Genomic DNA, 18,728 nt, shown 5'->3' with positions numbered 1-18,728 from the left:
CCGTCGTGACCGGCGCCAGCTCGGGCATCGGCGCCGAGATCGCACGTGCCCTCGGAGCGGCCGGCAGCGCCGTCGTGCTGGTCGGCCGATCCCCGGACCGGCTGGCCGCGGCCGCCGAAGCGGTCGCCGCCACCGGCGCGCAGACCGCCACCGTCGCCGTCGACCTCTGCCAGGACGACGCGCCGGACGCGATCGTCGCGCAGGCGCTGGCCGCCTTCGGCCGGCTCGACGTCCTCGTCCACTCCGCCGGGATCTACGCCCAGGCGTCGCTGGCCGACACCGGCGACGACCTGCTCGACGACCACTGGGCGACGAACGTGCGCGCGCCGTACCGGCTCACCCGGTCCGTGAGCCCGCACCTGCGCCCGGGCGGGTCGATCGTCTTCGTCTCGTCGATGTCCGGGCACGTCGGCTCGCCCAACGACTCGGCCTACTGCCTGTCCAAGGGCGCCATCGAGCTGCTGGTCAAGGCGCTCGCGACGGAGCTGGCGCCGGCCGGCGTGCGGGTCAACGCGGTGGCGCCGGGCAACGTCCACACGCCGATGAACCGCGAGCTCATCACGCCGGAGGTGGAGAAGGAGATCCTCGCGATGACGCCGGCCGGGCGTATCGGCGAGGTGGGCGACATCAGCCCGGCCGTGGTGTACCTGGCGTCGGCGGCGTCCGGCTACGTGACCGGCGTCAGCCTGCTCGTCGACGGCGGGGTGGTGGCGCAGTGACCGCGTTCCCGGGCGGCCTCACCGTCGCCGACCTCGACGCGCGGCTGGCCCGGCTGGAGCGGGTGTCCCGGTTCCCGGAGATGCCCCGCAACCTGTTCGACGAGGGCCCGCACCTGGTCTCAGCACCCGAACTGCCGTGGGGCGACGAGATCAGGGAGCTCTCGGTGCGCGCCTACGCCCGGTTCCTGCACGGCGAGACCTGGATCACCGGCGGCGGCGCCCGCGAGATGGAGGCCGAGATCGTCGGCTGGATGGGCGGGCTGCTCGGCGCGCCCGACGCCGCCGGCTTCATCAGCTCCGGCGGCTCCGAGTCCAACATGTGCGCGATCCTGACCGCGAAGCAGCTGTCCGGCCGCCGCGGCGGCAGCGTCGTCTTCCCGGACAACGGGCACTACTCGCTGTACAAGCTGTGCCGGATGTTCGACCTCGACGCGATCGCCGTCCCGGCGCCGGACAGCGGGCTGCACCACGTCGACCCCGAGGCGATCGAGGCGGCGATCCGCCCGGACACCATCGCCCTGATCGCCACCGCCGGCACCTGGGCCTACGGCAGCATCGACCCGATCGAGGCGATCGGCGAGATCGCCCAGCGGCGTGGCCTCTACTTCCACGTCGACGCGGCCTTCGGCGGCTACATCCTGCCGTTCCTGGAGCGGTCCGGGTACGACACCGCCATCGAGCCGTGGGACTTCCGCGTCCCCGGCGTCTGCTCGATCAGCGCCGACCTGCACAAGAACGGCATGGCGCCGCCGCCGGCCGGGTCGCTGTTCTTCCGCGACGCGTCGCTGCTGGCCGCGGCGAAGGAGATCTGCCCGCCCAACGGGACGATGTCCGGCACCCGCGGCACCGGCCCCATCGCCGGGGCCTGGACGATGGCCACGCTGCTCGGCGAGGCCGGCTACACGGCGGTGTCGCTGAAGTCGATGGCGTTGCGCGACGAGCTGATCGACGGCGTGCGCGAGATCCCCGGCCTGGACGTCTACCCGGGCTCGCGGATCAACATCTCGCTGATCCACTCGCCCGCCCTCGACCTGCGGCCGGTGGTCGAGGAGATCCGCAGCCGCGGCTGGATGTTCGCCGCCCGGCAGGTCCCGGCCCCCGTCGGCATCGTCGTCGTGCCGATGCCGCACAACGAGGGCCAGACCCCGCACTTCCTCGCCGACCTGCGCGCGGCGATGGAACTGGCGGTGCCGCTGACCCCGGAGGTCACGGCGGCGGAGCAGGAGAAGGTGTCCAGCTATGGCTTCTGAGCGGGAGCTGCGGGTGTCGGTCGACATCGGCGGGACGTTCACCGACCTCGTCGTCGAGGAGGCCGACCGGCTGCGGCTGTACAAGTCGCCGACGGTCCCCGACGACCCGGTGCGCGGCATCCTCGACGTGCTGTCCGTCGCGGCCGCCGCCGACGGGCAGTCGCTGACGCAGTTCGTCGGCCGGGTGGGCACGTTCGTGCACGCCACGACGCGCGGGCTGAACGCGGTGCTGACCGGCAACGCCGCCCGCACCGCCTTCCTCACCACCCGCGGCCACCCCGACGTCCTGCTGTTGCGCGAAGGCGGCCGCCGCGACCCGTTCGACTTCACCGTGCCGTTCCCGGAGCCGTACGTGCCGCGGTCGCTGACCTTCGAGGTGCCCGGGCGCGTCCTGTCCACCGGCGAGATCCTCGAGCCGGTCGACCTCGACGCCGTGCGGGCGCTGTGCACGCGGCTGGCCGCCCTGGAGGTCGAGGCCGTGGCGGTGTGCCTGCTGTGGTCGACGGTGAACGCCGCGCACGAGCTGGCCGTCGGCGCCGTTCTGGACGCGGCGCTGCCCGGGGTGCCGTACTCGCTGTCGCACACGCTCAACCCGTCGCTGCGGGAGTACCGCCGGGCTTCGTCGACGGCCATCGACGCGTCGCTCAAGCCGCTGATGGCCACCTACATCGGCGCGCTGACCACGAAGCTGCGCGCCGCCGGGCTGACCGGGCGCATCCTCATGGTGACGTCGATGGGCGGGGTCGTCGACGTCGCCGACGCCGCGGCCGCGCCCATCCTCACCCTCAACTCCGGGCCGTCGATGGCCCCGGTCGCGGGCCGCGCCTACGCCCGGTCCGACCTCGGCGCCGACGACGTGATCGTCGCCGACGCGGGCGGCACCACGTACGACGTCACGCTGGTGCGCCGCGGCGAGATCCCGTCCACCCGGTCGGCCTGGGTCGGTGACGAGGGGACCGGGCACCTGACCGGGCTGCCGTCGATCGACGTGAAGAGCGTCGGCGCCGGCGGCGGCAGCATCGCCTGGGTCGACCCGGGCGGGCTGCTGCACATCGGCCCGCAGAGCGCCGGCTCGGTGCCCGGACCGGCCTGCTACGGCCGCGGCGGCCGGCGGGCGACCGTCACCGACGCGGCGCTGGTGCTCGGCTACCTCGACCCGGACGTGTTCTCCGGCGGCGCGCTGCGGCTCGACACCGACGCGGCGCTGGCCGCGGTGACCGCCGACGTCGCCGGGCCGCTCGGCCTGGACCCGGTGGCCGCCGCGCACGCCGTCCTCGACCTCACGACCGAGCAGATGGTGCGCGCCATCGAGGAGATCACGCTGCAGCAGGGCATCGACCCGGCCGGCGCCGTGCTCGTCGGCGGTGGCGGCGCGGCCGGGCTCAACGCCGTCGCCGTGGCCAAGCGCCTGGGCTGCGAACAGCTGGTGGTGCCGGCCGTCGGTGCGGCGCTGGCGGCGGCCGGCGCGCTGATGTCCGACCTCACCGCCGTGTACAACGTCACCCTGCCGACGCTGACCACGGCGTTCGACCCGGACCGCGTCAACGCCGCCCTGGCCGGGCTGCGGCGGCAGTGCCAGGAGTTCGTCGCGCACGTCGGGCCGGGCGCGTCCGAACCGTCCGTCACGCTGTTCGCCGAGGCGCGCTACCCGCAGCAGATCTGGGAGCTCGAGGTGCCGCTTCGGGTCCGGTCCTTCCTCTCGTCCCAGGACGTGCTCGACTTCGCCGCCGACTTCCACGCCACGCACGAGGAGATCCTCGGCGTGACCGATCCCGGTTCGCCGGTCGAGGCGGTCAGCTGGGGCGCCCGGGTCACCGTGCCGCTGCGGCGCGACACCGCGGTCCGGGCCCGGCTCGGCGACTCCGCGGTGCCGGCCACCCGACGGGCCTACGTCCCCGGCCGCGGCCTCGTCGAGATCCCCGTCCGCGCCCTGTCGTCGGTGACGGCCGGCGAGCCGATCCAGGGGCCGGTGCTGATCGAGTCGCCGTTCACGACCGTCGTCGTGGCGGACCCCAGCGTCTGCGAGCTCGCGCCGTCGGGCTCGCTCGTCATCCGGCCCGCGCAGGAGCGCCGGCAGCCGACCCTGACCGAGGTGGCCTGACATGACCATGACCGCGATCCGCGACGGAGCCCGGCTGGCGGTGCTGAGTCACCGCTTCGAGGCCATCGTGCGCCGGATGTCCAACACGCTGGCCCGCTCCGGCCGCTCCGGCGTGCTCAACACCGCACGCGACTTCTCGTGCTGCATCCTCGCCGCCGACGGCAGCGTGCTGATGACCGGGCAGAGCCCGCCGATCCACGTGATGGGCGGCCCGGACCTGCAGGCCAGGTCGATGCTCGAGTTCTATCCACAGGTGCGCGCCGGCGACGCGTTTCTCCACAACTCGCCGTACCACGGCAACACCCACGCCGCCGACCACTCCGTGCTGATCCCCGTCGTCGACCACGACGGCCGGCACCGCTTCACCGTGCTGGCCAAGGCGCACCAGGCCGACTGCGGCAACTCGGTGCCCACCACCTACCTCGCCAGCGCCCGCGACGTGTACGAGGAGGGCGCGCTGATCTTCCCGGTGGTCCGGGCCCAGCGCGACTACGCGGACTGCGAGGACATCCTGCGCATGTGCGAGATGCGCATCCGCGTCCCGGACCAGTGGCGCGGCGACTACCTGGCCATCCTCGGCAGCGCCCGGATCGGCGAGCGCGCGCTGCTGCGGCTGGCCGACGAGGTCGGCTGGGACACGCTGGACGAGTTCGCCGCCGGCTGGCTGGACTACGGCGAGCTGCGCATGGAGGCCGCGATCCGGCAGCTGCCGGCCGGATCCGCGACCACGACGACCGTCCACGACCCGTTCCCGGGCGTGCCGGACGGCATCCCGCTGTCGGTGTCGGTGCAGGTGCGCCCGGACGAGGGCATGATCGAGGTCGACCTGCGCGACAACCCCGACTGCGTGCCGTCCGGGCTCAACCTCAGCGAGGCGACGTCGCGGACGGCCGCGCTGATCGGCATCTTCAACAGCATCGACCACACCGTGCCGCACAACCAGGGCAGCTTCCGGCGGGTCCGGGTGCTGCTGCGGGAGAACTGCGTCGTCGGGATCCCGCGGCACCCGGCCAGCTGCTCCGTCGCGACGACGAACCTCTCCAACCGGGTCGGCAACGCCGTCCAGCGGGCCATGGCCGAGATCGGCGACGGGCTCGGCATGGCCGAGGTGGGCAGTGGGATGTCGCCGTCGGAGGCGGTCGTGTCCGGGATCGACCGGCGCGACCAGCACGGGCCGTTCGTCAACCAGATCTTCACCGGCCCCAACGGCGGCGCCGGCGCGCCGGCGGCCGACGGCTGGCTGACCATGAGCGACCTCGGCAGCGGCGGGACGCTGCTGCTGGACAGCGTCGAGATCGACGAGCTGAAGCAGCCGATCGTCATCCACCGCCGGCACATCGACCCCGACACCGAGGGCGCCGGGCGGTTCCGCGGCGCGCCGTCACTGCACGTCGAGTACGGGCCGGTCGGCACCCACCTGGAGGCCGTCTACGCCAACGACGGCTCGATCAACCCGATGATGGGCGCCGCCGGCGGGCAGCCCGGCGCGCCGTCGGCCCAGTTCAAGCGGGACGGCGACGGCGTGCTCACGGCGCTGGACATCTGCGGGCCGGTGACCATCCAGGAGGGCGAGCGGCTGGTGGCCCGGACCAGCGGCGGGGGCGGCTACGGCGACCCGGTCTCGCGCGATCCGCACCGTGTCGCCCGCGACGTCCGCGAGGGCTGGGTCAGCCGGGACCGCGCGCTCACCGTCTACCGCGTCGAGGTCGACGACGCCGGCGACGTCGACACGGAACGCACCGCCCGGCTGCGGGCCGGCGACACGATCGGAGCACCGTCATGACCAGCACCCTGCACACCGTCGACCGCGTCCGGCTGGACCGGCTGCTGACCGAGGAGCGCGCGAGCTTCGCCGAGCGCAACCCGCGGTCGCGGCAGGCGCACGGCCGCGGCCGGCACCTGCTGACCGGGGTGCCGATGACCTGGATGGCCAAGACGGCGGCCGGGTTCCCGCTCTACCTCGACCGCGCCCGCGGCGCCCGCCTGTGGGACGTCGACGGCCATGAGCTGGTGGACTTCTGCCTGGGCGACACCGGCGCCATGGCCGGCCACTCACCGCCGGCGACCGTCGCGGCGGTGGCCGCCCGGTTCGGCGAGCAGGGCGGCGCCACCACGATGCTGCCGACCGAGGACGCCGCCGCCGTCGCCGACGAGCTGACCCGCCGGTTCGGCCTGACGCAGTGGAGCTTCGCGCTCACCGCTACCGACGCGAACCGCTGGGCGCTGCGGCTGGCCCGCGCCGTCACCGGGCGGCCGCGCGTGCTCGTCATGAGTTTCAGCTACCACGGCAGCGTCGACGAGTCGTTCATCGTCACCGGCGCCGACGGGCCGCAGCCGCGGCCGGGCAACGTCGGCGCCCCGTTCGACGTCACGCGCACCAGCCGGGTGGTCGAGTTCAACGACGTGCCCGCGTTGGAGCGCGAGCTGGCCGCCGGCGACGTCGCGGCCGTCCTGATGGAGCCGGCGATGACCAACATGGGCATCGTGCTGCCGGACCCGGGGTACCTCGCCGCCGTCCGGGAGCTGACCCGGGCGACCGGCACGCTGCTGATCAACGACGAGACGCACACCGTCTCGGCCGGGCCGGGCGGCTGCACACGGGCATGGCAGCTGGAACCCGACATCCTCACCATCGGCAAGGCCATCGCCGGCGGCGTTCCGATCGGCGCGTTCGGGCTGTCCGCCGCGTTCGCGGAGAACCTGCTGGCCCGCGACGACCTCGACCTCGTCGACACCGGCGGCGTCGGCGGGACGCTGGCCGGCAACGCGCTGTCGCTCGCGGCGGCGCGGGCGACGCTGGAATCGTCGCTGACCGAAGAGGCGTACGGGCGGATGATCGCGCTGTCCGCGCGCTACACCGCGGGGGTGCAGGGGCTGATCGACGAGTTCGCGCTGCCGTGGGTCGTGACCCAGCTGGGCGCCCGCTCGGAGTACCGGTTCATGTCGCCGGGGCCACGCAACGGCACCGAGTCGTACGCGTCGACCGACGCGGAGCTCGAGGACTACCTGCACCTCTACCTGCTCAACCGGGGCATCATGCTGACGCCGTTCCACAACATGGCGCTGATGTGCCCGGCGACCACCGAGGACGATGTCGACCTGCACCTGCGGGTGCTGGCCGGCGCGGTCCGTTCGCTGGTCGGAGCGTGAGCATGACGACGTACGACCACTGGATCGACGGTGTTGCCGTCCCCGGCACCGGTGACCGGTTCGGGGAGGTGTTCGATCCTGCCGTCGGCGTGGTGCGGCGGCGGGTGCGGCTGGGGACCGCCGTGGACGTCGACGCGGCGGTGTCGGCTGCTCGGCGGGCGGCGGACTCCTGGGCGCAGACGTCGGTGACGGCGCGGTCCCGGATCATGTTCGCGTTCCGGGAGCTGCTGGTCCGGCACGAGGACGAGCTGGCCGCCGTCATCTCCTCCGAGCACGGCAAGACCCTCGACGACGCGCGCGGGGAGGTGGTGCGCGGCCGCGAGGTGGTGGAGTTCGCCTGCGGGATCCCGCAACTGCTCAAGGGCGCGTTCAGCGACCAGGTCTCCCGCGGCGTCGACTCCTATTCCTTCCGCCAGCCGCTCGGCGTCGTCGCCGGCATCACGCCGTTCAACTTCCCGGTGATGGTGCCGCTGTGGATGCATCCGCTCGCGATCGCGTGCGGCAACGCGTTCGTGCTGAAGCCGTCCGAGCGGGTGCCCGGCGCCTCCGACCTGGTCGCGCGGCTGTACCAGCGGGCCGGGCTGCCCGACGGCGTGTTCAACGTGGTGCACGGCGACAAGGTGGCGGTCGACGCGCTGCTGGACCACCCCGGTGTCGACGCGGTGTCGTTCGTGGGCTCGACGCCGATCGCCCGGTACGTCCACGGACGCGCCGGTGCGGCCGGGAAGCGGGTGCAGGCGCTCGGCGGCGCGAAGAACCACGCCGTTGTTCTCCCTGACGCCGACCTCGACTTCGCCGCCGACCACATCGTCGCGGCCGGGTACGGGTCGGCCGGCCAGCGGTGCATGGCGATCTCGGCCGTGGTGGCCGTCGGCTCGGCTGCCGACGACCTCGTCGAGCGGATCCGCGAGCGGACCCTGCACATCGCCGTCGGCCCCGGTGGCGCGGACGGCGTCGAGATGGGCCCGGTCGTGACGGCCGCCGCCCGCTCCCGCATCGCCGGCGCCGTCGCGCAGGGCGGCAAGTCCGGGGCCACCGTGGTCGTCGACGGCCGCGACCTCGTCGTCGCCGGTCACGAGGACGGCTTCTTCATCGGCCCGACCCTGCTCGACCACGTTACGCCGTCGATGGACGTCTACCGGGACGAGATCTTCGGCCCCGTCCTCGCCGTCCTGCGGGTCCCGACGCTCGACGCGGCCATCGACGTGATCAACGCCAACCCGTACGGCAACGGCACCGCCGTCTTCACCTCGTCCGGCCACGTGGCGCGCGAGTTCCAGCGCCGCGTCGAGGTCGGCATGATCGGCGTGAACGTCCCGGTCCCCGTCCCGATGGCGTTCCACTCCTTCGGCGGCTGGAAGCAGTCCCTCTTCGGCGACCATCACGTCCACGGCACCGAGGGGGTGGCGTTCTACACGCGCGCGAAGGTGGTGACCACGCGCTGGCCCCGGGTCCGGGAGGCGACGCCCGCGCCGCTCGCCTTCCCGACGGTCAGCTGAGCTGCTCGAACAGCGACACGACGATCCCCTCGGGTCCCCGGACGTACGCCATCCGGACGCTGCCCGCGTACTCGCCGATCCCGGCCACGAGCCCATACCCGTCCGCCGCCACCGCGTCGACGGCCGCCTGGAGGTCTCCCACCTCGAACGACACGTTGCGCAGCCCCAGCTCGTTCGCCATCGCCGCCGGTGATCCCGGCACGTGGTCGGGCGTGACGAAGCTCGACAGCTCCAGCCGTGGTCCGCCGGCGGGCACGCGCAGCATCGTGATCTCGCAGCGGGCGTCCGGGATGCCGCACACGGCCTCCACGAACTCGCCCTCCACGGATCCGGTGCCCTCGACCTCGAGCCCCAGCCCCACGAAGAACTCCGTCGCCGTCTTCGGGTCCGCGACGGTGATGCCGATGTGGTCGAAACGCCGTATGTGTGTCATGGCTGCCATCTCCTGTTCGGTGGTTGTGACCCAGGGACGGAGCCACCTCCAGATTCTCGACATTCCGTTTCTCGGTCGGCTGACATGTACCGCCCGGCTCGCCGCTACCGTGCGGGAATGACCTCCGCGTCGCGCCCGCTCCTCTTCCTCGATGTCGACGGGACGATCCTGCCGTTCGGCGGCTCCGGCCTACCCCCGGCTCCCGATGCGTCGAACCCGTACCTGGCGCGAATCGACCGGACGCTCGGTCCGCAGCTCATGGGCCTGGGGTGCGATCTGGTGTGGGCGACGGCCTGGATGGACGAGGCGAACGAGGTCATCGGTCCCCTCCTCGGCCTGCCGCGCCTGCCGGTGGCCGACCTCGCCGACGACGGCGATGACGGGCCCGACACCCTGCAGTGGAAGACGAAGGCCCTGGTCCGCATCGCCTCCGGCCGCCCCTTCATCTGGGTCGACGATGTCATCGAACCTGCTGACCGCTGGTGGATCGAGTTCGAGCACCCCGGGCCGGCGCTCCTCCACAAGGTCGACCCTGCTGTCGGGCTGACCGCGGCGGACATCGCGTTCATCGAAACCTGGCTCCGAGGCGCGCGGCCGTAGGCGCCAAGCACGGATCGTGGCTGGGCGGGCCGTTAGGGTCCGATTGTGAGGTTCGGTGCGCATCTGCCGCTGATCGACTTCGACGGTTCGGGGATCCCCTCGTTGGCCGGCTACGTGGATGCTGCGCGCGACACGGGGTTCAGCGCGATCAGCGCCAATGACCATCTGGTGTTCCAGAGACCATGGCTGGATGGGATCGTTGCGCTGTCCACCGTCGTGGATCGCAGTGCCGACCTGACCTTGGCGACGACCGTGGCCCTGCCGGTGGTCCGGGGGCCGGTGGCGCTGGCGAAGGCGGCCGCGGCGTTGGACGCGCTGTCCGGTGGTCGTTTCGTGCTCGGTGTCGGTGCGGGATCCTCGGCCGCCGATTACGACGCGGCCGGGGTACCGTTCGAACAGCGGTGGCCGCGGTTCGATGAAGCGGTGCGGGTGCTCCGTGCCTCGCTCACCGACGATCCGGCACCGGCATCGGACGGTTCTTACGGCACGCCCGCCCTGGAACCCCGGCCGGCGCGGCCGATCCCGATCTGGATCGGCAGTTGGGGCTCTGCGGCCGGGCTTCGCCGGGTGGCCCGCCTCGGCGATGGCTGGCTTGCGTCGGCGTACAACACGACACCCGACCAGATCTCCGCCGGCCGCGACGTCCTGCACCGCGCCTTGGAATCCGCCGGGCGAGGCGCGCGCCCCTTCCCGATCGCCCTCGCGACCATGTGGACCTACCTGACCGATTCCGAGGCCGAGTCGCGGACGAGACTCGACGCGCTGGCTCGCATGCTCGGACGGGACCCGGTCGCCCTCGCCGACCAAGTGCTCATCGGGCCCGCCGAGGCGTGCGCCGCAAAGCTGGCTCGCTACGCCGACGCCGGCGTCGACACGGTCTTCATCTGGCCGGTCGCCGACCCGATCACCCAACTGCGCCGCTTCGGGACGTCGGTCATCCCGCACCTGAGCTGACCGGTGGGAGGTGTCCCGATCCATCGATCGGGACTACATACGTCCCCAGCCCACGGCACGGCGCGGCATGCGCACCGGGCCCGCACATGGCAGAGGAGAGATCTCCCCGAGCGGGTCACAGCGACATGGCTTGTGCGCATTGGAGATGCGGCAGACGCGGCGGAATGACTCAGGACGTGGCCAGACCGGCACATGTAGGGGCTCACATCGATCGGTGGATTTGTCCGGGGTCCGCACTATCGTCCAAGGCATGGCTCGTCTCCAGGCGGCGGGCTCCCGGAGGGTGGTGATCGTGTGGCGGTTGAGATCGACCTGAAGGCGGCTATCAATGCGGTCTCCGACGTGGTGCAGAACCGCCCTCGGCCCTTGCGTGAGTTCGACCAGATCTACATGAAGACCGGCGACATGGTTATGCAGAGTGAACTCGTCTCGCGCTGGGCCGACGGTAAGCGACTCGCCTTCATTGGAGACGGCGACGCTATCAGCGTGTGCACGGCCTACTTGTCGGCCAAGGGGATCATCGACACGGGGCCGGCGCACATCACCGTGTTCGACTTCGACGAGCGCATCGTCAAGGCGGTGACGCGCTTCGCTGACAGAGAGCGTCTCGACAATCTCGATGCTGTGCTCTACAACTGTCTCGATGCCTTTCCGCATGCCGAGCCCTACGACCGCTTCTACACTAACCCGCCGTGGGGCGCGAGTAACGCGGGCGAGAGCGTTAAGGTCTTCACGCGGCGTGGCATGGAAGCGATGCACTACAGTGGCGAGGGCATGATAGTGATCGCCGACGACCTTGAACTGCTGTGGCCCAAGCAAGTCCTGCATCGCATTCAGCGCTTCGCGGTCGAGCAGCAATTCTATGTAAGCCGCATGATGCCTCGGCTGCACGCATACCACCTCGACGATGCCCCGAATCTGAAGTCCTGCAACTTGATGATCGCTTCCCTTTCCGAAAACAAGCGCGCGATACACAGCGAGGCGATCCGTGGCGGAGATCAGTTGGACAACTTCTACGGGAGGTCAGCCAGCCCGTATGTACGCTTCGTCCGCGAGCGTCAGCGCGTCGACTACGGCAGGGCCAACACCAACGAGTACGAGTTTGAACTGATTGACGACGAGGTGTGAGATGGCCATCCAGCCCGGCGACAACATCCTGTACATGAAGGTTGGCACCCACGCCAGCGAGGAACTGGCCGACATTATCGGCCGAAAGCGGGCCGAGATCGAGGCCGAGGGCATGGCGTTCTGGGGTTACGGCGGCAACACTTGTCACCCGGCCTCCATGGTTCGGCCCTTCGCCTTGGGGAGCACCGGGCCGATCGTGCTGGCAATGCAGCCGATGACTTCCAAACACTTCGCCGAGCCCGTGCGCGCTGAGGAGTACTCGGAAGACGGCATTAAGTGGAGGCAGATCCCTGAAGGTATCAACTGCGTCGGGTCGCGGTACGCCCTCCTAGTTGATTCACTCGATGAGGTTGATGATGTTTTAGACTTGTCACGGACACGCGTTGCTGTAGGTCCGAGCCTCGGGAAGTCCGGCGCGAACTACATTCAGGGCCGGGTTGATAAGGCATGCTTGGAGGTAACCGATGAGTCTACGGGCCAGCCTAAGATAGTTGAAATCAAGCTAAGAGCAAATCTTGTCGCGCCGCACGCTGTGTTTCTACGCAACTGATGCGAGCTCCAATCTATCGCCCGGGATCAGCAGCGTCGGAGCGCTGGCGCGAACGCTGTTGATATAGCTCGAGAGGCCAGTCGGCTCAAAGGTCGCGTCGACATCCGGATTGGTGACTTGGAAGCAGATGTTGATCGCCGTGTCCATGTTCAACTCGGCGAGCACCCGTGCCCGCACAGACAGCGCGCCGAGCCGCTCCACCGCCAGCGTCATCGCCTGTTCAAGGCAGGCGATGCGCTCGGTCAGGGCTGTCAAATCGGCGACCGTCTCGAGGAGCGCCTCGGCTGCTGCTATAGCTCGCTTGTCGCCGGTAAGCAGGATGGGAATGGTGCGCGCAATCGAGATAGCACAGAGCTGGCTCTCGCCAGAGTCGAGTTCGAGCCCGGCTGTGACCGCCTGCGCCTCGATGACGGCGGCCTGCCGGAGCTCATCTTCGGTCGGCTCAAGCTCGATGGCGTCATCAAGAAAGATCGCGAGTCGTGCTTGGGTCGCTTGAGGATCAGGAGACTTTCGTCTCAAGCGCTTGTATGCCACGAAACGGGTTGTGGCGATCACCCCACGACGCCCGCCGCAGTCGGACCCGCAGCCCGGGTGTGCGATCACGTCAAGCAGGTCGTAGGCGGCCAACTTGATGACGACGTCGACGTCGAGAAGGAGTTCACACATCGTCGCGCGGCAATCCCATCACTACACGGAGGTAGTCTTGACTGTCCTCCGTCATCGCTAACCAGTCCAGTTGCCGCTCTGCGATCGAGTTCAGCCACCCCGGCACGTCCTGATAGCCGGGGGCGATGATCTTCAGCGAGCCATACACCTTTTCCCACTGCTTGGTGCTATGTCCGACGCACATGGCAAGGAACCCGGGCTCTATGCCGAGACGTGGACCCTGTTCCGAAACTGCGCTTGCGAGTTGGGTCGCTGAAAAGCTCTCTATATTGGTCAACACGGTAGGTCTCGGTTCGCCAGTTAGCAGCTCCAGCGCGAATCGATCAGCTGCGGCTTCCTCGGCGTCGTCCGACTCAGGCGAGACGAACGGATCCTCGACATCCACAACCGCGGTTGCGCCGGTCAGGTGGCCGAGCATCACGTGACCGATCTCGTGCGCCAGGGTGAACGTCATCGGTGCGAGGTAGGACGAGTCGCGCGCCAGGAGCACGGCTGAGCGACCACCGACTGCCGCGGTCATCGCGTGCATCCGTTTCTGAGCCAACGGAAAGATGCGCAGTTGCAGCACTGGGATTCCGACGCCCCAGGCGAACGCGAGCAACGCCTCGGCGTGAACGAACGGAGCCTCGCGAAGGATCGCATCGCGAATTTCGCCGGCGTTGTAACTCGCCGCCGAGCCAGTCGCAGGTACACCCGCGACGGCTGCCCGAGCGACAGCGCAGCCGAAGGACGACAGCGCTTGCTCCTCAGCGGATACCGTCGCGGCAAGGAGCTTGAACTTGGCCTCATCGCGCCAAACGAAGCGAGCTTCGCCCTCCAGCAGGTCCTGCGGCGAGAGCCCCAGGCGACGGGCGATGGTGAACGTCAGCTCCGCCGTGGCCGACAGGGACGATTCCGCCTCTGAGCTCCACCACTGCGGCCAAACGGCGTCGACAGCGGCGTTAGCTATACCGGCGCGACGCAGTTCGACGCGTAGAGCTCCTGGAGAAAGCGCCACGACTCCTCCTCGATGCCCACGACGACCGGACACGCCCGGCTCTGGTGCCCCTCCGGCACCGGCTACGTCCCTATTGTTTGGGTCATGCTCCACGATGTCGAGACGGACACTACGACAGAGTTGCCGGATCTTTTCTGCTGGACGAAGTACGGCACCGAGGCCGGTGAAGACAGCGCCACGATCCTTGCTCGCAAGGAAGCCGAGCGTCTGGCAAGCGGCGGCACGTTCCTATGGGGAATCGGCAACGCCATCGGTCCGTCGGTCGAAGCCCTCCTCGCGCAAGCTCCTGATCCCCAGGTCGTCTTCACGCCGATGCGATCACGACCCGCTGCCCGGGATGTTGCGCCCGCGCAGATCGCCGTGTGGCATCGCGGCATCGCGCTCGACGGAGAGCCATTCGAACTCCCGGAGCACTCGTATGTCACGAGCCGGATCAGTCCTACTAGGGGCCACCACTATGCTCTGGTTTGTCGCAGCCAGGAGCCGCTCAGCGTCAACGTCCATCCAAGCCAATCCTTCGCATCCACCCACGTCCTGAACCTGCGGTCAGGCTCCAAGGTCGGCGCTTCGCAGGTCACGTCGGTCGTACGTCGGACCGCGTTCGCGCCTGGCCTGACACCATCGACCTACACGGTCTCGTTCATGGCCGATTTGGTCGCGCCGTACCTCGTCCGACTGACCGAGTACTCGCTCATGGACTCATCGTGAACGCGAGCCAGGGCTGACGGCAGCCTGCCCCGCCCGATACGGCTGGTCAACCGCAGTCCAAGGCACGAGATTGCGGCGCGAGGCGACCCGCCCGACAAACCTCGTCCTGCGATGAGCGAGCGTCGATTGCGGATAGTGCGATGCCCAGCGTGAGCACTGTCAACTCCCGCGCGACTGGGGCGGGCAATCACCCGGCGCTCACGGTGTCCCGTTCGGACGGAGCCCTGCGTCAATCTGGGCGGAATGACACGCAGCGTGGTGGACCGAATTACGCCATACCAGCCGTGTGATCCGGCGAGACGGGAGGTCGCTGCTGTCTCGGAGGTGCTCGCCGGGTGGGCGGGTTCCATGACCCTGCGCCACTCGCGCTCGACCCGGCTGGGCTTCCGGCGTGTGCCCGTCAAGCGCCGAGCACGGCGTGGTGAGGAAACGCGCGGGCGAGGGCGACGCTCAGCACAGGGTGCGCGGGTCGACGAAGAGGCCCCGCAAGCGGGAGGAACCGCCCAGCCGCTCGTCGTCAAGGTGATCCTTCCCACGCGACAACGCTGGGAACAACCACAGACATCGGGTAGTTTCAGGTACTGGCGACAGCCTTTCGGGGCTCTCGCTGGGCGGCGGGCCGTGGTAACCCCGGGTCCCACTTATAGCCGCTACGAGCGGCCGTTGCGCCGAGAGGCGTTCCCGGCCCGGCGCCCGAACCATCCCTCTTCCGTCACGACCAGCCGAGCTCGTGCAGCCGCTCGTCGTCGATACCGAAATGATGCGCCACCTCGTGCACGACCGTGATCAGCACCTCTTCGACGGCATCGTCGGGGGTGTCGCAGATGCGCAGGATGGGCAGCCGGAACAGCCTGATGGTGTCGGGCAGCACGCCGGAGTACCACTCGCCGCGCTCGGTGAGCGGGGTGCCCTCGTACAGTCCCAGCACGTCGGGGACGTCGTCCGGGGCCTCGTCCTCGATGAGGATCACCACGTTGTCCATCATCTGGGCCAGCTCCGGCGGGATCTCGTCGATCGCCTCGGACACCAGCCGTTCGAACTCCGCCTCGGTCAGCTCCAGCACGGCACCAGTCTCGCCTGCCGGAGCGGTGCGCGCCGATCGCGGGGGCGGAAATGTGTTACCAACGAGGCGTGGACGTGGTGACGGAGACGAGCCCGCCGGGCGGACCGGCGCAGCGCCGGGCGTGGCGCGACTACGCGCGCCCGGCGACCTGGCCGTCGTGGCTGCGCCGGACGTTCGCGCTGCTCAGCCCGGCCGTGCTGGCGCTCGCCGGCGCCTGGGTGGCGCTGGTCATCGCCGGCACGACGCAGACCTACGTCGGGCCGCTGGCCATCGACGTCGCGTTCCGGCCGACGCTGACGGGTGAGTCCGTCATCCATCTCGACCCCGTCGGCGCCGTCGTGCTCGACACCCATTCGGGGCCGGTCACGCTGGACATCTCCGTGCGCCAGGTCGACCTCGACGGCCTCAACGGCTACGTCGCCGACCCGTACTCGCTGTCGACCCTCGACGACGAGATCGCGGCCGGCATCGAGGACGTGCTGGTCGACGCCGCGATCCGGGCCGCGCTCACGGCCCTCATCGGCGGCACGCTGGCGGCGGCGCTGGTGCTGCGGTCGGTGCGGCGGACGGCGCTGGCGGCCGGCGTGGCGGCCGGTGCGGTGCTCGGCAGCTACGGGATGGTCGCGCTGACGTACAACTCCGACGCCGTGCGCGAGCCCGCGTACACGGGCCCGCTGGCGGCCGCGCCGCAGCTGATCGGCAACGCCGAGGACATCGCGAACAACTTCGACGCCTACGCGGATCAGCTGGCCGGCTTCGTCGCCAACGTGGCCGCCGTCTACGACACCACGCTCAACCTGCAGACGTTCCAGCCCAACGACGACACCATCCGCGTCCTGCACGTGTCCGACCTGCACCTCAACCCGGCGGCGTGGGACATCATCGGCGCGGTGGCCGACCAGTACTCCGTCGACGCCATCGTCGACAGCGGCGACATCGTCGACCAGGGCACGCCGCTGGAGAACTCCTACGTGCGCCCCATCGCCGACCTCGGCCGGCCCTACGTGTTCGTCAAGGGCAACCACGACTCCGTCGCCACCGCGGCCGCCGTCGCCGCCGCACCCAACGCCGTCGTCCTGAACGGCGAGCCGGTCGAGGTGGCCGGGCTGCGCTTCCTCGGCGCGCCGGACCCGCGGTTCACGCCGGACAAGTCCGTCCGCGGCGTCCCCGACGAGGTGCTGCGCGAGGGCAGCGAAGAGTTCGCCGACGAAGCCGCCGACGTCGATCCGCCGCCCGACATCATCGTCTACCACGACCCCAGCAACGCCGAGCTGTTCGACGGCATCGCCCCGCTGGTGCTGTCCGGCCACGCCCACAAACGCGACACCTACGTCCTCGACGACGGCACCCGGGTGATGGTCCAGGGCTCCACCGGCGGCGCCGGGCTGCGCGGCCTACGTGACGAAGATCCCACTCCGGTCGCGCTGTCGGTGCTCTACTTCAATCCGGAGACGAAAGAGCTGGTCGCGTGGGACGACCTCACCCTCGGCGGCCTCGGCCGGACCAGCGCCGAGATCGACCGCCACCAGGCCGACGAGGGCAACGGCGCAGCCCAGGGACCTGAGGACCCGTCCCCAGCTCCCGATTTGGAGAACTGAGCGGGCCACCCCTATGCTTTCAACGTCCCGAACGGCGACGAGCCATGGGCCATGTCGTCAGATCTGGTCCCCATCGTCTAGCGGCCTAGGACTCCGCCCTTTCAAGGCGGCAACGCGGGTTCGAATCCCGTTGGGGATGCGGTACCCGTTCCGGCGGGGTGAGTAAGGCAGTACAAGCAAGGTCCTGTGGAGCAGCTCGGAGTGCTCGCCGCCCTGTCAAGGCGGAGGTCGCGGGTTCAAGTCCCGTCAGGACCGCCAGCAATACCCACAGCTCAGAGGCCATCCTCTGAGCTGTTTTCATGTCCGGACCCGGTCTCGTCGGCGGGCCGAGGCAGCGACCTCGCGACAGGTGTCGTCCTCATAGCCGTCCCGAAACGGCCTCGAGTTCCGCGTGTCTGACGCGTCAGCGCATCGATGAGACGCGCCGGGCCCGCCGCGGGGTGGGTGAGTGCTTTTCGGCGTGGTGACATCAGCGCCAACAGTTGGCACTGGTGTCACCACGCCCGAAGACAAGCCCCGGCCCGCGCGGCCACCAGGTGACGGCCCGCCTGAGGAGGCCGGCTCAGGGCCGGACGATCACGCCGCGGGCGATGAGCTCGATCGTCAGCGCGACCGCCGCGGTCTCGACCGCCAGTAGCCCGATCAGCACGAACAGCTGCACGGCGCCGGCCTGGATCGGCTCGGCGCCGCCGATGAGCATGCCGACGAACGCGCCAGGCAGGACGACCAGGCCGACGGTGCGGGTCTGGTCGAGCGCCGGGATCAGCGCCGTCGCCGCCTGCGAACGGGCGATCTCGAGCGCGGCGTCGCGCGGCAGCAGTCCGACCGACAGCGCGGCCTCCACCTCGCCGCGGCGGGCGGCCAGCTCGTCCAGGGCCCGCCGCCCGGCCAGCCCGGCCGCCGTCATGGCGCCGCCGATCAGGATCCCGGCGACGGCGATCACGGCCAGCGGCGTCGCCGGCAGCACGCCCACCGCCAGCAGCGTCGTCACGACCAGCAGCGGTCCGGCGGCGACCGGGACGACGGCCCAGGCCCAGGACCGGTGCCGGGTCATCCGCCGCCCGGCCGTGACGGTGGCCGTCGCCAGCATGACCAGCAGGAACGCGGCCGTCAGCGGCGCCACCCGGACGACGGCGGCGAGCACCAGGGCGACGGCCGCGAGCTGGGCCACGGCCCGCAGCGCCGCCGTCACGATGCCGCGGTCGTACCCGAGCCGGGCGACGGCGCTCACCACGACGGCGGCCACGACCAGGACCGCCATCGCCACGGCCAGGCCCGGCCCGACCGGCAGCAGTGTCGACGACATCTCGTC

At 70.3% G+C, this 18,728-nt stretch carries 17 protein-coding genes and 2 tRNA genes; 14 read left to right on the top strand and 5 right to left on the bottom strand.

Going from position 1 to position 18,728, the window contains the following annotated elements:
* The first annotated feature begins 5 nt into the window (after positions 1-5).
* The 6 genes from BLV02_RS20415 to BLV02_RS20390 are packed head-to-tail and all read left to right on the top strand — an operon-like array spanning position 6 to position 8,719.
* Positions 6-719 (top strand): SDR family NAD(P)-dependent oxidoreductase, encoded by a 714-nt coding sequence (locus tag BLV02_RS20415; RefSeq protein WP_216094040.1) that lies wholly within the window; start codon positions 6-8, stop codon positions 717-719.
* Positions 716-1,969 carry an aminotransferase class V-fold PLP-dependent enzyme gene (locus BLV02_RS20410; protein ID WP_069109890.1) on the top strand — a complete coding sequence of 418 codons (1,254 nt, stop codon included), beginning with the start codon at positions 716-718 and terminating at the stop codon, positions 1,967-1,969. The genes BLV02_RS20415 and BLV02_RS20410 overlap by 4 nt, the downstream gene beginning before the upstream one ends.
* Positions 1,959-4,070, top strand: coding sequence for a hydantoinase/oxoprolinase family protein (locus tag BLV02_RS20405; RefSeq protein ID WP_216094039.1), 2,112 nt, complete (start codon positions 1,959-1,961; stop codon positions 4,068-4,070). Before BLV02_RS20410 ends, BLV02_RS20405 begins: the two co-directional genes overlap by 11 nt.
* Position 4,071: 1 nt before the next feature.
* Positions 4,072-5,853 carry a hydantoinase B/oxoprolinase family protein gene (locus BLV02_RS20400; protein ID WP_069109889.1) on the top strand — a complete coding sequence of 594 codons (1,782 nt, stop codon included), beginning with the start codon at positions 4,072-4,074 and terminating at the stop codon, positions 5,851-5,853.
* Positions 5,850-7,220: a transaminase gene (locus tag BLV02_RS20395; protein WP_069109888.1), complete on the top strand. Its 1,371-nt coding sequence runs from the start codon at positions 5,850-5,852 to the stop codon at positions 7,218-7,220. Before BLV02_RS20400 ends, BLV02_RS20395 begins: the two co-directional genes overlap by 4 nt.
* A 2-nt stretch (positions 7,221-7,222) precedes the next feature.
* On the top strand, positions 7,223-8,719 hold the full coding sequence (locus BLV02_RS20390) for a CoA-acylating methylmalonate-semialdehyde dehydrogenase (RefSeq protein WP_069109887.1): 1,497 nt from the start codon (positions 7,223-7,225) through the stop codon (positions 8,717-8,719).
* Here BLV02_RS20390 and BLV02_RS20385 read toward each other — a convergent pair.
* Positions 8,712-9,152: a VOC family protein gene (locus BLV02_RS20385; RefSeq protein WP_069109886.1), complete on the bottom strand. Its 441-nt coding sequence runs from the start codon at positions 9,150-9,152 to the stop codon at positions 8,712-8,714. The two genes, BLV02_RS20390 and BLV02_RS20385, sit on opposite strands and share 8 nt — an antisense overlap.
* A 117-nt stretch (positions 9,153-9,269) precedes the next feature.
* Here BLV02_RS20385 and BLV02_RS20380 point away from each other — a divergent pair, with 117 nt between their 5' ends.
* The 4 genes from BLV02_RS20380 to BLV02_RS20365 all read left to right on the top strand — a co-directional run bounded on the left by BLV02_RS20380 (position 9,270) and on the right by BLV02_RS20365 (position 12,384).
* Positions 9,270-9,752 carry an HAD domain-containing protein gene (locus tag BLV02_RS20380; RefSeq protein ID WP_069109885.1) on the top strand — a complete coding sequence of 161 codons (483 nt, stop codon included), beginning with the start codon at positions 9,270-9,272 and terminating at the stop codon, positions 9,750-9,752.
* Positions 9,753-9,797: 45 nt separating this feature from the next.
* Positions 9,798-10,706, top strand: a complete 909-nt coding sequence (locus BLV02_RS20375; RefSeq protein ID WP_069109884.1) for an LLM class flavin-dependent oxidoreductase — start codon at positions 9,798-9,800, stop codon at positions 10,704-10,706.
* A gap of 294 nt (positions 10,707-11,000) precedes the next feature.
* The gene (locus BLV02_RS20370) at positions 11,001-11,834 is read left to right on the top strand and encodes a bis-aminopropyl spermidine synthase family protein (RefSeq protein WP_069109883.1); all 834 of its coding nucleotides are present in this window, start codon (positions 11,001-11,003) and stop codon (positions 11,832-11,834) included.
* Between the two features lies 1 nt (position 11,835).
* The gene (locus BLV02_RS20365) at positions 11,836-12,384 is read left to right on the top strand and encodes a hypothetical protein (protein ID WP_069109882.1); all 549 of its coding nucleotides are present in this window, start codon (positions 11,836-11,838) and stop codon (positions 12,382-12,384) included.
* Here BLV02_RS20365 and BLV02_RS20360 read toward each other — a convergent pair.
* Positions 12,373-13,050, bottom strand: a complete 678-nt coding sequence (locus BLV02_RS20360) for a hypothetical protein (protein WP_069109881.1) — start codon at positions 13,048-13,050, stop codon at positions 12,373-12,375. The two genes, BLV02_RS20365 and BLV02_RS20360, sit on opposite strands and share 12 nt — an antisense overlap.
* Positions 13,043-14,047, bottom strand: a complete 1,005-nt coding sequence (locus BLV02_RS20355) for an ImmA/IrrE family metallo-endopeptidase (RefSeq protein WP_083288332.1) — start codon at positions 14,045-14,047, stop codon at positions 13,043-13,045. The genes BLV02_RS20360 and BLV02_RS20355 overlap by 8 nt, the downstream gene beginning before the upstream one ends.
* 84 nt (positions 14,048-14,131) lie before the next feature.
* Between BLV02_RS20355 and BLV02_RS20350 the strand changes: the two genes are divergently transcribed.
* Positions 14,132-14,755, top strand: coding sequence for a hypothetical protein (locus tag BLV02_RS20350; protein WP_141711421.1), 624 nt, complete (start codon positions 14,132-14,134; stop codon positions 14,753-14,755).
* A gap of 712 nt (positions 14,756-15,467) precedes the next feature.
* On the opposite strand, the gene BLV02_RS20345 is transcribed toward BLV02_RS20350, so the two are convergent.
* A complete protein-coding gene (locus BLV02_RS20345; protein WP_069109879.1) occupies positions 15,468-15,818 on the bottom strand; it encodes a metallopeptidase family protein in 351 nt (116 codons plus the stop codon).
* A gap of 68 nt (positions 15,819-15,886) precedes the next feature.
* Here BLV02_RS20345 and BLV02_RS20340 point away from each other — a divergent pair, with 68 nt between their 5' ends.
* The 3 genes from BLV02_RS20340 (at position 15,887) to BLV02_RS20330 (ending at position 17,674) form a co-directional block, all read left to right on the top strand.
* Positions 15,887-17,416: a metallophosphoesterase family protein gene (locus BLV02_RS20340; protein WP_069109878.1), complete on the top strand. Its 1,530-nt coding sequence runs from the start codon at positions 15,887-15,889 to the stop codon at positions 17,414-17,416.
* A 66-nt stretch (positions 17,417-17,482) separates the two neighbouring features.
* Positions 17,483-17,555: transfer RNA gene (locus BLV02_RS20335), tRNA-Glu, on the top strand.
* 41 nt (positions 17,556-17,596) lie between these two features.
* Positions 17,597-17,674: transfer RNA gene (locus BLV02_RS20330), tRNA-Asp, on the top strand.
* 304 nt (positions 17,675-17,978) lie between these two features.
* Here the strand turns inward: BLV02_RS20330 and BLV02_RS20325 are convergent.
* The gene (locus tag BLV02_RS20325; protein WP_069110250.1) at positions 17,979-18,722 is read right to left on the bottom strand and encodes an ABC transporter permease; all 744 of its coding nucleotides are present in this window, start codon (positions 18,720-18,722) and stop codon (positions 17,979-17,981) included.
* Positions 18,723-18,728 lie beyond the last annotated feature (6 nt).

Source organism: Jiangella alba, from assembly GCF_900106035.1.
In the GTDB taxonomy this organism is placed as follows: domain Bacteria; phylum Actinomycetota; class Actinomycetes; order Jiangellales; family Jiangellaceae; genus Jiangella; species Jiangella alba.
This window is presented reverse-complemented; position numbering and strand designations above follow the sequence as displayed.